The sequence below is a fragment of the Parasphingorhabdus sp. genome (genome assembly GCF_048269915.1).
Taxonomy (GTDB): Bacteria; Pseudomonadota; Alphaproteobacteria; order Sphingomonadales; family Sphingomonadaceae; genus Parasphingorhabdus.
Genome location: NZ_JBLWTY010000008.1, coordinates 1 through 13330, shown reverse-complemented (window position 1 = coordinate 13330; position 13330 = coordinate 1). Strand labels below are relative to the sequence as shown.

13 protein-coding genes and 1 tRNA gene are annotated in these 13330 nt (G+C 58.1%); 7 read left to right on the top strand and 7 right to left on the bottom strand.

All coding sequences use genetic code 11. The features are described 5' to 3' along the window. Positions 1-61 precede the first annotated feature (61 nt). From ACN0WX_RS14140 to ACN0WX_RS14115, 6 genes are all read left to right on the top strand, one after another. Complete coding sequence (locus ACN0WX_RS14140; protein ID WP_417622991.1) at positions 62-934, top strand: MBL fold metallo-hydrolase; 873 nt, start codon at positions 62-64, stop codon at positions 932-934. Next, a complete protein-coding gene (locus ACN0WX_RS14135; RefSeq protein WP_417622990.1) occupies positions 931-1647 on the top strand; it encodes a DUF4230 domain-containing protein in 717 nt (238 codons plus the stop codon). Before ACN0WX_RS14140 ends, ACN0WX_RS14135 begins: the two co-directional genes overlap by 4 nt. Next, on the top strand, positions 1644-2723 hold the full coding sequence (locus ACN0WX_RS14130; RefSeq protein WP_417622989.1) for a Kelch repeat-containing protein: 1080 nt from the start codon (positions 1644-1646) through the stop codon (positions 2721-2723). Before ACN0WX_RS14135 ends, ACN0WX_RS14130 begins: the two co-directional genes overlap by 4 nt. Before the next feature lie 55 nt (positions 2724-2778). Next, positions 2779-3792: a quinolinate synthase NadA gene (gene nadA, locus ACN0WX_RS14125; RefSeq protein WP_417622988.1), complete on the top strand. Its 1014-nt coding sequence runs from the start codon at positions 2779-2781 to the stop codon at positions 3790-3792. A 237-nt stretch (positions 3793-4029) separates the two neighbouring features. Continuing rightward, complete coding sequence (gene nadC, locus ACN0WX_RS14120; protein WP_417622987.1) at positions 4030-4890, top strand: carboxylating nicotinate-nucleotide diphosphorylase; 861 nt, start codon at positions 4030-4032, stop codon at positions 4888-4890. A 115-nt stretch (positions 4891-5005) separates the two neighbouring features. After that, positions 5006-5677, top strand: coding sequence for a ribonuclease T2 family protein (locus tag ACN0WX_RS14115; RefSeq protein WP_417622986.1), 672 nt, complete (start codon positions 5006-5008; stop codon positions 5675-5677). Between the two features lie 27 nt (positions 5678-5704). Here the strand turns inward: ACN0WX_RS14115 and ACN0WX_RS14110 are convergent, their stop codons facing one another. Genes ACN0WX_RS14110 through ACN0WX_RS14100 form a run of 3 tightly spaced genes read right to left on the bottom strand, consistent with a single transcriptional unit; the run spans position 5705 to position 9184 of the window. Beyond that, the gene (locus ACN0WX_RS14110; protein WP_417622985.1) at positions 5705-6127 is read right to left on the bottom strand and encodes a DUF4112 domain-containing protein; all 423 of its coding nucleotides are present in this window, start codon (positions 6125-6127) and stop codon (positions 5705-5707) included. A 31-nt stretch (positions 6128-6158) separates the two neighbouring features. Next, entirely contained in the window at positions 6159-7643 is a 1485-nt protein-coding gene (locus ACN0WX_RS14105; protein WP_417622984.1) for an ABC transporter substrate-binding protein, read from the bottom strand. Then, positions 7640-9184, bottom strand: a complete 1545-nt coding sequence (locus ACN0WX_RS14100) for a peptide ABC transporter substrate-binding protein (protein WP_417622983.1) — start codon at positions 9182-9184, stop codon at positions 7640-7642. Before ACN0WX_RS14100 ends, ACN0WX_RS14105 begins: the two co-directional genes overlap by 4 nt. 78 nt (positions 9185-9262) lie before the next feature. Between ACN0WX_RS14100 and ACN0WX_RS14095 the strand changes: the two genes are divergently transcribed. Next, the gene (locus tag ACN0WX_RS14095) at positions 9263-10444 is read left to right on the top strand and encodes an acyl-CoA dehydrogenase family protein (protein ID WP_417622982.1); all 1182 of its coding nucleotides are present in this window, start codon (positions 9263-9265) and stop codon (positions 10442-10444) included. Positions 10445-10447: 3 nt separating this feature from the next. Here ACN0WX_RS14095 and ACN0WX_RS14090 read toward each other — a convergent pair whose 3' ends face one another. From ACN0WX_RS14090 to rpsA, 4 genes are all read right to left on the bottom strand, one after another. Continuing rightward, the gene (locus ACN0WX_RS14090) at positions 10448-10921 is read right to left on the bottom strand and encodes a TspO/MBR family protein (protein ID WP_417622981.1); all 474 of its coding nucleotides are present in this window, start codon (positions 10919-10921) and stop codon (positions 10448-10450) included. A 98-nt stretch (positions 10922-11019) separates the two neighbouring features. Then, a tRNA-Leu gene (locus ACN0WX_RS14085) sits at positions 11020-11106 on the bottom strand. Positions 11107-11202: 96 nt separating this feature from the next. Continuing rightward, positions 11203-11484, bottom strand: a complete 282-nt coding sequence (locus tag ACN0WX_RS14080) for an integration host factor subunit beta (protein ID WP_417622980.1) — start codon at positions 11482-11484, stop codon at positions 11203-11205. Positions 11485-11713: 229 nt separating this feature from the next. Further along, a partial coding sequence (gene rpsA / locus ACN0WX_RS14075) for a 30S ribosomal protein S1 (protein ID WP_417622979.1) occupies positions 11714-13330 on the bottom strand: 1617 nt, incomplete at its 5' end.

Genomic DNA, 13330 nt, shown 5'->3' with positions numbered 1-13330 from the left:
CGTTCTGCGGATCGCCCTTTTTCGTGGTTGTTTTATGGGCGGAATATGTCACATCAGGACCATGGAATTTGATCCCTCGCAATATCCCACCGGCCTGTGCGAACAGATGGAACCTCTTGTTGCGCGAGTATTGGCGGGCAACCCGAGCCCCTATACCTATACCGGGACCCAGACTTATATTGTCGGCAACAAGTCGGATCGCGCGGTGATCGATCCGGGGCCGGCGATTGACGAGCATATCGACGCGATCATCGCTGCGGTCGGTGATGCCAGGATCAGCGCCATCATGTGCACCCATACCCACCGCGATCACAGCCCCGCTGCCGCGCCGCTGGCCGAACGCACCGGCGCACCGATCATCGGCTGCGCACCGCTGGTGCTCGACGACGACGGACCGCGGGCCGACGAGAGCTTTGACAAGGATTACAAGCCCGACCGGGTGCTCGCCGATGGTGAAACAGTGTCGGGCGACGGCTGGACGATCGAAGCGGTGGCCACGCCCGGGCACACGTCCAACCATCTGTGTCTTGCGGTCCGGGAATCGGGCGCGCTGTTTACCGGCGATCATGTCATGGCCTGGTCGACCAGCGTCATCGTCCCGCCCGACGGCGACATGGCGGACTATATGGCGAGCCTGCAGAAGCTCTACGAGCGTGAGGACAAGGTCTATTACCCTGCTCATGGAAAAAAAGTGTCCAATCCGCGCCAGCTGGTGCGGGGCATGATGGGGCACCGCAAGCAGCGCGAGCGGCAGATATTGAAAAATCTCGAGCAGGGCGAGGCGGTGATCCCCGATCTGGTGACGCAAATGTACAAGGGGCTTGATCCCCGTCTGACCGGCGCTGCCGGCCAATCGGTACGGGCGCATCTGATCGACTTGCAGAAGCGGGGCATCGTCACGCAATCGGGTGACCTCTGGGCCATGGCCGGATGAATCGTCCATCATCTCGGCGCCTGTGGGTTCCTTTTGCCGTCAGCGGCGTCATATTGATCCTGCTTGGCGCGCTTGCCTGGTTGCTCTTCTCGCGGGTTGAAAAGAGCATCAGTCCCGACCCGGTATCGATCGCCAATGCCAGTCTGACCAATTTGCAGGAGCAAAACCGTCTGACGGTATTTTCGGCGAGCTATAATGCCACCGTTACCACGACGCTCAACAAGCTGGGCCTTTCGGCGCGCAAGACCCTGATCATGCCCGGCACGGTGCGCTACGAGCTGGATATGGCCAAGCTCGAGGCCGACGATGTCCGCTGGGACGCGCGCGACAATATATTCTATGTAGAGATGCCGGCTATCGAAACCGCCCGGCCCGAAGTGCATGTCGAGCAGATACAGACTTATGACGACGGCGGGCTTCTGATGGCATTGACCGATGCCGAAATGATTCTCGATCAGGCCAACCGGAAGAAGGCGGTCGAGCAACTGACCAAGCAGGCGCAAAACCCGGTGCAGATGCGGCTGGCGCGCGAAGCCGCGCGGCGGGCAGTGCGGCATAATTTCGCCATTCCGCTGCAAGCCGCGGGCGTCGAGGCAAAGATTGATGCCTTTTTCCCCTATGAACAGAGCCGCTACCAGGAGCGCTGGGACTATTCCCGGCCGATCAGGGAAGTCTTGGCCGAGCAGCAGCAGAAGCGGGAGCAAGCGCAGTGAAACATGCGGTCAATGCTGCGATGGCCATGCTTCTGGCCGGATTGACTCTGGCGGGATGCGAGCAGCGTGCCGAACCGGAACCGGTATCGCAGACGGCCGCATTTGCCCTGCCCGAAGCGATTGCCAATAATGCAGTCGCCGTTGCCGATGGTCCGGAGGGGCCGACCCTGTACAGTTTCAACGGACTGAAAGCCGGTAAAAGCTGGAAAGATACCAGCAACGCCGCCTATGCCTGCGTGATCGCGACGGAAAGCTGCAAGTCCATTGCACCGGTTCCCGTGCCGGAAGGGCGACTGGCCAGCGCTGCGGTGACCGTGGCTGGCAAAATCTATATTTTCGGCGGCTATACTGTCGCGGCCAATGGTGACGAGGTTTCGACCCCGGACGTCTTTGCCTTTGATCCCGGCACCGGCCGCTATGAGCAACAAGCCGATATGCCGACACCGGTCGATGACATGCTGGCTGTGCCCTATCAGGACCGCTTCATCTATCTGATCTCCGGCTGGCATGACGAAGGCAATGTCAGCAGTGTCCAGATGTTCGATACCCAGACCGGAACCTGGACCGAGGCGACCGAATTTCCCGGTACGCCCGTGTTCGGCCATGCGGGCGGGATAGCGGGCAACAGCATCATCGTTACTGACGGCGTTGCGGTCATATTCGCCGATCGCAAACGGAAATTTGTGGCGGCGAAGCTGACCTGGCGCGGCGATATAGACCCGAAAAATCCGACGCAGATCACCTGGCGCGGGGTCGATGCCCATGCCGGTCCCGCCCGCTACCGGATGGCGGCCATCGGCGACGAGGCAGGTCAGCGGATTATTTTCGCCGGTGGTGGTGACAATCCTTATAATTATGATGGCATTGGCTATGATGGCGTACCCGCCAAACCGTCGGGCGGCTTTTTCGCCTATGATCTGAAAACGGACCAGTGGCAGGAGTTCGGGCGGCTGGCAGAACCGAGCATGGATCACCGCGGCCTCGCGAAGGCGGGGCGAGAATATTATATCTTGGGCGGCATGGATGAAAACCAGAATGTGACGGACCGGATTGTCAAATTCCGTATCAGCAATTGATCTAACCCGCATTCCAGTGGCATAGTGGAGCCAAGTTTTTCAAAAGGAATAAAAAATGGACGCACGTGGTGGAATTGGCGGCAGCCTGGCCGGAGTGGATATTGTTGAGGAAATCAACAAGCTGCGCAAGGAGCGCAATGCGATCATCCTGGCCCATTATTACCAGAAGCCGGAAATTCAGGATATTGCCGATTTCGTCGGTGATAGCCTTGAGTTGTCGCGGAAAGCTGCGGAAACCGATGCTGATGTCATTGCCTTTTGCGGCGTGAAGTTCATGGCCGAGACGGCAAAAATCCTGTCGCCCGAAAAGATCGTTGTGTTACCTGATCTTGATGCGGGTTGTTCACTGGAAGACAGCTGTCCGCCCGACAAGTTCAAGGCGTTTCGCGAGGAACATCCCGATCATATCGCGCTAACCTATATCAACTGCTCGGCCGAGGTGAAGGCGCTCAGCGACATCATCGTCACCAGCTCATCGGCGGAGCATATTCTCAAGCAAATTCCGATGGATCAGAAAGTCATATTCGGTCCCGACAAGCATCTCGGCGGCTATATCGCGCGGCAAACCGGCCGCGACATGTTGCTATGGCCCGGTGTCTGCATCGTCCACGAGGCGTTTAGCGAGACCGAGCTGCTCAAGCTCAAGGCGCAGCATCCCAATGCGCCCGTCGCCGCCCATCCCGAATGCCCGTCCTATATTGTCGATCATGCGGACATGGTCGGCTCGACCAGTGCGATCCTGAAATATGCCAAGGAGTTTGACGGCGACACGATCATCATCGCCACCGAACCCCATATCATCCACCAGATGGAAAAGGCGGTGCCCGAGAAGAATTTCATCGGCGCGCCTGGCGCGGACGGGAACTGCAATTGCAATATCTGCCCCTATATGGCGCTCAACACGATGGAGAAGCTCTATGTGGCTCTGCGTGACCTTGAGCCGCGCATCGAGATGGACGAGGAACTGCGTCTGGCGGCGAAAAAGTCGCTCGACCGGATGCTGGAAATGGCCAGTGCCACGGTCGGGCAGGGGGACCTGGGGCCGACCGATCTGGCGCATGAGGGGTAGGGGATAAAATTCAAGGTCGCGATTCAGCGGATCAATGGGGCCACGGAAGATGTTTTCGCGGTTTCCTTACCACTAGCTTCGGAACGAGCAGCCCGGCGACCATAAATTGTGCAAACTGGGTTCCCGCCTTCGCGGGAATGACAAATGGACGGTGAGATATGACAGTTGCGGCCATGTTCTCTCTTGTTCGTTGATTATCCACTTTCGAACGTCACTACTTGCCGCTAGATAATATTCATGACCTTCACCCTCGACCGTTTCGATCTCGACGCTTTCGTCGCTGCCACCCTCACCGAAGACCTCGGTGCGCCTTATGGGGCAGGGGGTCGCGATGTTACGTCCGAAGCGGTCATTCCCGCCGATGCGATATTCTCCGGCGCCATGGACAGCCGCCATGATGCGGTGATCGCGGGACTGCCGATTGCCGAGGCTTTTTTCCGCTATCTCGATCCGGATGTGGAGATTGAAATACTGGTCGCGGAAGGCGAGGCGGTGGCGGCTGGCACCGATATCATGCGGCTGAAAGGCAAGGGCCGCGCGATGCTGACCGCCGAGCGCAGCGCGCTCAACACGGTGCAGCATCTGACCGGCATCGCCACCATGACCAATGCATATGTCCGGCGGATCGCCGGGACCGGCTGTACCTTGCTCGACACGCGCAAGACGATACCGGGGCTGCGGGTGCTGGAAAAATATGCAACGCGGATGGGCGGGGCGCAGAATCACCGCATGGGCCTGTGGGACGCGGCGATGATCAAGGATAATCATGTGGCGGTGGCCGGTTCTGTCGGCGAGGCGGTCCGGCGCGCGAAGGAAGCGGGCGTCGAAAATATCATCTGCGAAGTCGACCGGGTCGACCAGATCGAACCGGCGCTGGCGGCAGGGGCGACGCACCTGCTGCTCGACAATATGGAACCGGCGACCCTGCGCGGCGCGGTGACTTTGATCGGCGGCCGGGTTGCGACCGAAGCGAGCGGCGGTGTGACGCTGGAGACGATCCGCGACAAGGCGGAGACCGGGGTGGACTTTATTTCCGTGGGGAGGCTCACGCAGAGTGCACCTGCTGCAGATATCGGGCTGGATTTTGAGCAGGTTTAGCATCCGTCGTCCCGGTGCAGGCCGGGATCCAGACCTATCGTCTGAAGCACGTGACATGTGGGTTCGGCCCCAGCCTTCGCTGGGGCGACCAGTGGCGCTATTCCTATTATTGGCTATGGCTGCAACATCCGCCCACGCCCAATCCTACCAATGCAGCCCCCCATCTGGCCTCAGCGCCCCCGCCGAACGCAAGCCGGCCTCCGAACCGCGCCGCATCAAACCCGTAACCGGCTATAGTCTGGCGCTCAGCTGGTCGCCGGAATTTTGCCGGACCCGCAAGAACAGCCGCCGTGACAAGACGCAGTGCAGGGGTGATGACGGCAGTTTCGGGTTCATTCTGCATGGTTTGTGGCCGGAAACGCGTGGCCCGGCCTATCCGCAATGGTGCGCGGTGACCCGGCCGTTGCCGCCCGCCGAGGTAAAGCGCAATTTCTGCATGATGCCGACGGCCCGGCTGATGGCGCGGCAATGGGCGAAGCATGGCAGTTGCATGACCCAGCGTCCGGAGACTTATTTCAAGGTCTCGCGGATCATGTTCGATGCGGTGCGCTTCCCCGACATGGACCGCTTGTCGCGCCAGCCGCTAACGGCTGGGCAGTTCCGCAATGCGTTCGCGGCGGTCAATGATGGCGTGATGCCCGACATGATCCGGCTCAAGATCAATCCGCGTGGCTGGCTGCAGGAGGTGCGGCTGTGCCTGGGGCAGAATTTTCGGCCGCGTCGCTGTCCGGTGTTCCGGCGGGCGACGAAGGCGGATGTGCCGTTGAAAATCTGGCGGGGCGGTTAGTGCCCCTGCCTGCGCCGGGGTATAAGTTTAACCTTCCAGCGTCCGCGTGCCCGGATGATGCTTGTCGAGATGCTTGCGGATGATCTTCAGATTCTTGCTGTTCGAGCGCCAGATAAAGTCGAACAGGTCGCCGGCCAGCGGGATGGCGCCGAGCGCGGTATCGATGCCGACATTGGCCGCCATGCGGGTCAGCTGCAGCTTGGACATGCCCAGATTGCGCGCTTCCCAAACGATATAGGCGCCCATGAGCGCAGTCGCGATATCGCCGACAACGGGGATCAGGCCGACAAGGGAATCCAGGCCGATGGGCCGGTTGATGCCGGGTATCACAAAGGCCCGTTCGAGTATTTTCTCCATCGCTTCCACGCGGTTCCGGACCGCCTGCGGATCGCGACTGACGTCGGGCAATTGTTCGGCCAGACGCTTTAACTGTTCTTCGGAAATGGCCATGGGACCTCCCTGTCTTAGACTACTCATACAGTCAGGATATGGGTATGCCGACCAGCGTATTCAATGGGTGCCAACCGCGCGGATTGACCGCAAAGCCGCGCTGCGCCTGCCGGGCGATTGACCAGCGGATGGGAACGGCGATCGGAATGAAATTATAATGATCGACCAGCATGTCTTCCACTTCGGCATATAGCCGGGCTTTGATTTCCAGATTGGTCGCGGCATCCGCTTCCTCGATTTTTGTATCGGCATCGTTCAAACAAATGGGGGTTTTGACGCAGGTAAACTGCTTCAGGAACCATTGCGCGCTGTCATAGGGCGCAATCTCGTCCATCAACCGGACGTCGGCGTCTTCGGTCAGGCTGACTTTTCTGGCGTCCAGGCCTACGCGGCGCAGATCCGACTGGATGCGCTTGAACAGAATATCAGCACCCGCCGCATCCGGCAGTGCGATGGTGAGTGGTATGATTGGCCCTTCGGACGCCTTCCATTGGCGGACATGATTTCTGGCAAAGGCAATCCGCGCTTCCATCGTCATGCTGGCCCAGTCCGGATAGGTGTTGAGTCCTTCGACATCGAGCGCTTCGGGGATGATCTTGAGCCGGCTCTGCCAGGCGCTGACCCCGGGGAAGGACGTGAGCAGTGCAGGACGATTGATCGCCATCGACAGTATTTCCCGGTTGTCGGGCACGGCCCAGAAGCCATTGGCGCGGATGAATCGCAATCCGAAAAGCCCGGCAACCGGGTCCAGGCGCAGATCGTTGCTGCTGACCCCAGCGGCATCAACCAGGGGCAGATGATGATATTTTCCGTTCAATACGACCTGCACGCCGCCTGCCTGATAGCGGGCGATCGCGTTGGCGGCGGGTTCGCTGCGCAGGGAGACCCAGCGGTCGTCCTCTTCCGTTGCTTCACCTTCCTCCTCAGATGGTTCATCAAACTGTTTCAATTTGATGCCATTGTCTTCGTCCAGCACGCGCATTGGCCCGGCCCCATGGCCGGCACGAAACAGACCCAGTTCCGGCTGGGCAAGCAGCTGAAGAAAATTGGGGTGGGGAGAATCCAGCCTGATTTCAATGACCCGTCCGGTCATCGAAACCACTTCATCAACCACGGTGATGTCATATCGCAGGCGGCTCTTGCGTAATTCCGTAAAACGTTCGCGAAGCAGGCGGGCGACCCGTTCGGCGGTGATCTGCCGACCGTCGTCCCATTTGGCATCGAACAGTCGGAAAATATAGCTGAGCCCGTCATCGGTTACGATCCAGCGGGCGGCCAGAGCTGGTACCACCCGTCCTTCTTCATCCAGTCCGACGAGCCCTTTGGCTATCGCTGCCCGCATGGTCGAAGAGGTGAAATTGAGTCGGGTGCCAATCGGGTTGATGCGCGCCTCGCCATCCTCCACCACGGTGACTCTAACCTGATCCTCATCGCCCGCAAAGCTGCAGGCGCCCAGCAGTATGGCCAGAAGGCCAATCGAGAACCATTGCAGCCAGAATGTGGAACGGGAAATCATTGGAGCCTTATACGCAGAGTACGGCTTGGATGCACATTGGAAATATTATCTTTCCATCCCGCTATACGCTTTGCAACCAGACTGCGCGTCACGTAAAAATAGAGCGGCAGGACCGGCATGTCGGCGATAAGTTGTGCTTCCGCCTGGCGCATCAGGTGCTGGCGTTTACGAGGGTCCGGTTCGGCAATCGCCATCGCCAGAATTCGATTATAATCGGTGTTGTCATAGCCGGAATAATTGCCCGCACCATTGGCGTTCTGGTGGACCAGCAGGAAATTTTCCGGCGTTGGCAGGTCAGCGATCCATCCCGACCGGGAGAGCGCAAATTCGTGGCGACGGAGTGCGGCAAAGTGCAAAGCAGCCTCGCTGTTGAACAAGCTGGCCTCAACTCCCAGCGGTTGCCACATTGCTGCCATCGCTACCGACACCCGACGATGTTCGGCGGAGCTGTTGAACCGTATTTCAAAGCGAAGGGGATTGTTTGGACCATATCCCGCTGCGGCGAGTAAAGTGCGTGCCTTTTGTACACGCTGTTCGCGCGGCCAATCCGCCCATTCGGGCTTTACAGGGGCATTGCCGATCAGTCCTGGTGGAAGCAATCCCCAAGCCGGGATATTGCCGATGCCTATCACCTTGTCTGCAATCCATTCGCGTTCGACCGCCATCGAAAGCGCCGTCCGGACCCGGTGGTCATCAAAAGGCGGGTTGCGGGTGTTGAATGCGAAATAATAGCTGCCGAGATAGGGCATGCTGTGGGCGATGGCGGGATGATTGTCTTTCAGCCATTGATGACGACTAGCCGGATAATCTGCGGCAATGTCTGCGCCGCCGGAAAGAAACAGGCGCATCGCCGAAAGGCTGTCATCCATCGGTTTCCAGATGATGGTAGCAGTGGGTGCCGCTGCGTCATGCCATTCGGGATTGCGTTCCAGACGGGCGTGGTCGTTCAGTTTCCATCCGGTCAGGCGATAGGGGCCGCTCGTGACCATCGGTCGATCGGATGTCCATTTGTCTCCGGTTTTACGAATTCGGTGAAGCGGAATCGCTGACATTGCGGGATGCGCCAGCAGGGCAGGCAGGGCGGGGTCGGGAGACGCCAGAGTGACGGTTACGACATTCGCTCTGTCTGAACGCACCGAGAGAATATTGCCGAAAAGTGCCTTTGCCGCTGCAGCGGTTTTTTCTGCCCGAAGGCGTTTCAGCAAGGCTGGAAAAAGCAGCGCATCAAAGCTTGTGCCATCGGAAAACCGTAAATTCTCTCGCAACCGGAATGTCCAGCTCAGCCCGTCTGACGATATTGTCCAATCTTTGGCCAGTCCCGGTTCCGCTTCGCCATTTGCATTCAGCCGGGTCAAACCCTCAAACTGGTCGGCAGCAACACGGAGTGATGACAGGTCAGAGATTTTTTGCGGGTCGAGCCCCTTGATTTCCGAATCGGACAAGCGGACTATCCGTGCCGGACCCGGCGTGATGTCGGGCTCTGGACTGCGGTTGCAGGATATCAGGCACAGGAGTGTGCAGAGCAGGGCGATATAGCGCATGTCCTTTGTCTAGAAGTTTTTGCTGAATCGACAAAGCGGAACTCTTGTGCTCCAAAGCGTGGAGAGGAGAATGGTCGCATGACTGGTTTGCACTATGATATTTCCGGTATTGGCAGCGTCGGTCCCGATATTCTGACCTTGCTTCCTGAAATTGCGGCTCGCGCGGAAGATATCGAGCAGGCGCGCCAATTGCCGGCCGATCTGGCTGCGAAACTGGCTCGGGCCGGTGCTTTTAATCTGTCGAAGCCAGCTGTACTCGGCGGGTTGGAGCTTGCACCGCTCGACTTTATGAAGATTGTCGCGACGGTCTCGGAGGCGGATGCCAGCACCGGCTGGTGCGTGATGATCGCAGTCACCTCCACCCTGGGTGCAGCCTATATGGCGGAACCTGTGGCGCGTGAAATATTTGGTCGGGACGATGTCATCACCGGTGGCGTTTTTGCGCCCATGGGCAGGGCCGAGGACAAGGGCGATCATTATCTGCTCAGCGGGCAGTGGCAATGGGGGTCGGGCTCTGCCAATTGTGCCTGGCTTGGCGGCGGGGCGATGATCTTCAAGGATGGCGAGTTGCAGAAATTCGACAATGGCGCGCCATATCACCGAATGCTGTTTTTCCCGGCGGCAGAGGTTTCCTTTGTCGACAGCTGGCATGTCGCGGGTCTTAAAGGCACGGGGTCTGGCGACTTCTCTGTTGAACGGTTGAAGGTGCCCAAGGAACGCAGCGTGTCCTTCGTTGGTGACACGCCTCGCGATACCGGGGCATTGTACAAGTTCCCGTTATTTGGCCTGCTTGCTCTGGGCGTGTCCTCGGTGGCGCTTGGCAATGCCCGGGCGGCCTTGGCAGAAATCCAGGATATAGCGATCCACAAGAAGACGCCAGGCGGTGGTCGTTCCATGGCACAACGAGCGACTGTGCAGGTCGACCTGGCGCGGGCAACGGCCCAGCTGTGCGGTGCCTTCTCCTATCTGGAAAACGCGATCAGCGAATGTTGGGCAGAGGCGCAAGAGGGTGCCGAAATTTCGGCAAAAGGCCGTGCCAATCTGCGCCTTGCCTGCGCCCATGCTACCGAGGTTTCCGCAGAAATATGCAAGACGGCTTATACGCTGGGCGGCGGTGCGGCGGTTTATTCGAACCATAGTCTGCAACGCCGTTTCCGTGACGCCCACGTGGCTACACAGCACATCGCCACCGCACCGGCAGTGTTCGAACTGGCGGGACGGATATTATTGGATCAACCGGTGGATATGGCGATGCTCTAGTGATCAGCCAAATGGGCGGTTTAATTGCACGATTTTCGCATTGAGCAGAGCGGCGAACGAGACCCAAAGGAAATAGGGCAGGGTCATCATGCCGGCTTGCGGGGAGAGGCTCCACGTGATGGCCAGCATGGCGGTGACGGACAGCCACAGAAATACGACTTCGACCAGAGCCCAATCAGGACGCTGATATTTGAAGAATAATGGCGACCACAGCAGGTGGAACAGAAAGTTGGTGCCATAGATGGCGATCAGCATGGCTTGTTCTGATGGGCTGCTGGCCTGATCCCATGACAGGATGGCTGCCCAGGCCGCCAGCCCGAGAATGATCATCCACGCGGGCCCGAACAACCAGTCGGGCGGCTGCCATGAAGGTTTTTTGAGCTCGCGATACCAGGGGCCAATATCGGTTAGTATGCCGCCTGCACCCGCAAGGATGATCGCCCAGAGCGTTGCGGCGATGATGATAGGGGTGAGCATGGATCGATCTCAATGATGTTTTGGGGTGGAATAGCCGGTCGCTGTCGTTCAACTATCTTGCTCATTTTCTTGATGCAGACAATCTTGTTTTCTTAAACTGGTGCGGACGGCGGGACTCGAACCCGCACACCCATTTCGGATAGCAGATTTTAAGTCTGCTGCGTCTACCATTTCGCCACGTCCGCACCGGTAGATCCAACTTTCGTCGGACTCCAGCGACAAGCATTATTGCGCGGGCCCGGTCAAGTGCATAGACGAATAATATCAGAAAACTTTGGAGGTCAGTCTTTATTCAACCGCTCGCGAATTTCTTTTCCGGGCTTGAAATACGGCACTCGTTTGGCCGGAACCTCCACAGATTCCCCTGTTCGCGGGTTGCGACCAATGCGTGGTTTTCTCTGGCGTGTCGAGAAAGCGCCAAATCCGCGCAGTTCCACGCGGCCACCTTCGGCCAGTTTCTGGCTAATCTGATTAAAAAACAGGTCGACGATTTTTTCAATCTCGTCCGGTTTTAGTTCTGGATTATCTTCAGCAAGTTTCTCGAGCAGTTCAGAACGTATCATCGGTGTGCCTTTCCGATTCTCGGGTGATCCAGCGGACTCATTGTGCAGACACCGTGTGGATCTTGGAGTCTTTTATTTTTTATGTTCCATAGATGACAGAAATTCTGCCTGTTTTCAATGGTCTTAGCAGATGTGCGAAAAACTGGAGTGAAATGGGACATCGCAAAGAAAAAGCCCACCCTGTTGAAGGGGCGGGCTTTTTTCGCAAGTTGTTTCCGTGGTGGAAGGGCTATTCTTCTTTCTTCTTGAGCGCTTCACCGAGAATATCACCCAGGCTCGCTCCGGAATCGGTTGAACCAAATTGTTCCACAGCCTGCTTCTCTTCTGCCAGCTGATGCGCTTTGATCGAGAAATTCGGTTTCTTCGAACGGTCGAAACCGATGATCATCGCATCGAGCTTCTGACCGACCTGGAAACGGTCCGGACGCTGTTCGTCGCGGTCGCGGCCCAGATCGCTGCGCTTGATGAAGCCGGTTGCGCCATCGTCGCCCATCTGGACTTCGAGGCCGCCGTCGCGCACTTCGAGAACGGTAACGGTTGCGACCGAACCCTTCTTGAGACCGCCGGTATCAGCGCCGCCCATGGCAGGTGCACCCTTTTCAAGCTGCTTCATGCCGAGCGAGATGCGTTCTTTCTCGACGTCGATATCAAGAACGATGGCTTTCACCTGTTCACCCTTGTGGTGGAGGTTGAGCGCGTCTTCGCCGGAAATTCCCCATGCGATGTCGGACATGTGCACCATGCCGTCGACGTCGCCTTCAAGGCCGATGAACAGACCGAATTCGGTTGCATTCTTGACTTCGCCTTCAACCGTGCTGCCGACCGGATGCGCGTCGGCAAAGTCGGTCCATGGGTTGGATTGAGCCTGTTTGAGGCCAAGCGAAATACGGCGCTTCTCGGTGTCGACTTCGAGAACGATGACTTCCACTTCCTGCGAGGTGGAAACGATCTTGCCCGGGTGGACGTTCTTCTTGGTCCAGCTCATTTCCGATACGTGAACAAGGCCTTCGATGCCCGGTTCCAGTTCGACAAATGCACCATATTCGGTGATGTTGGTAACCGAACCGTTGAGCTTCGTGCCAACCGCATATTTTTCGGTTGCGCTGTCCCACGGATCGCTCTCGAGCTGCTTCATGCCAAGCGAGATCCGCTGCGTATCCTTGTTGATCTTGATGATCTGGACTTTCAGCGTGTCGCCGATGTTGATCATCTCGTTCGGGTGATTGACCCGCTTGTAGCTGAGGTCGGTAACATGAAGCAGACCGTCAATACCGCCGAGATCCACGAAAGCACCATAATCGGTGATGTTCTTGACCACGCCTTCGGTAATCTGACCCTCGGCCAGCGATTCAATGAGACCGCTGCGCTGTTCGGCGCGGGTTTCTTCGAGGATGGCGCGACGCGAGACCACGATATTGCCGCGCTTGCGATCCATCTTGAGAATCTGGAAGGGCTGCGGAATGTCCATCAGCGGAGTAACGTCGCGGACGGGCCGGACATCGACCTGACTACCGGGCAGGAAAGCGACAGCGCCATCAAGATCGACCGTAAAGCCGCCCTTGACGCGGCCGAAGATAACGCCTTCGACGCGATTGCCTTCGTCATATTCTTTTTCGAGCTTGTCCCAGCTTGCTTCGCGGCGGGCGCGGTCGCGGGACAGCATGGCTTCGCCATTTACATTTTCGATGCGGTCGACATAGACTTCGACTTCGTCACCAATGGAAATGTCGGCTTTTTGACCGGGAGCGGCGAATTCGCGCAGCGCCACGCGGCCTTCTGATTTCAATCCCACATCGATGACAGCCATGTCATTTTCGATGCCGGTTACGGTGCCTTTGACGACGCG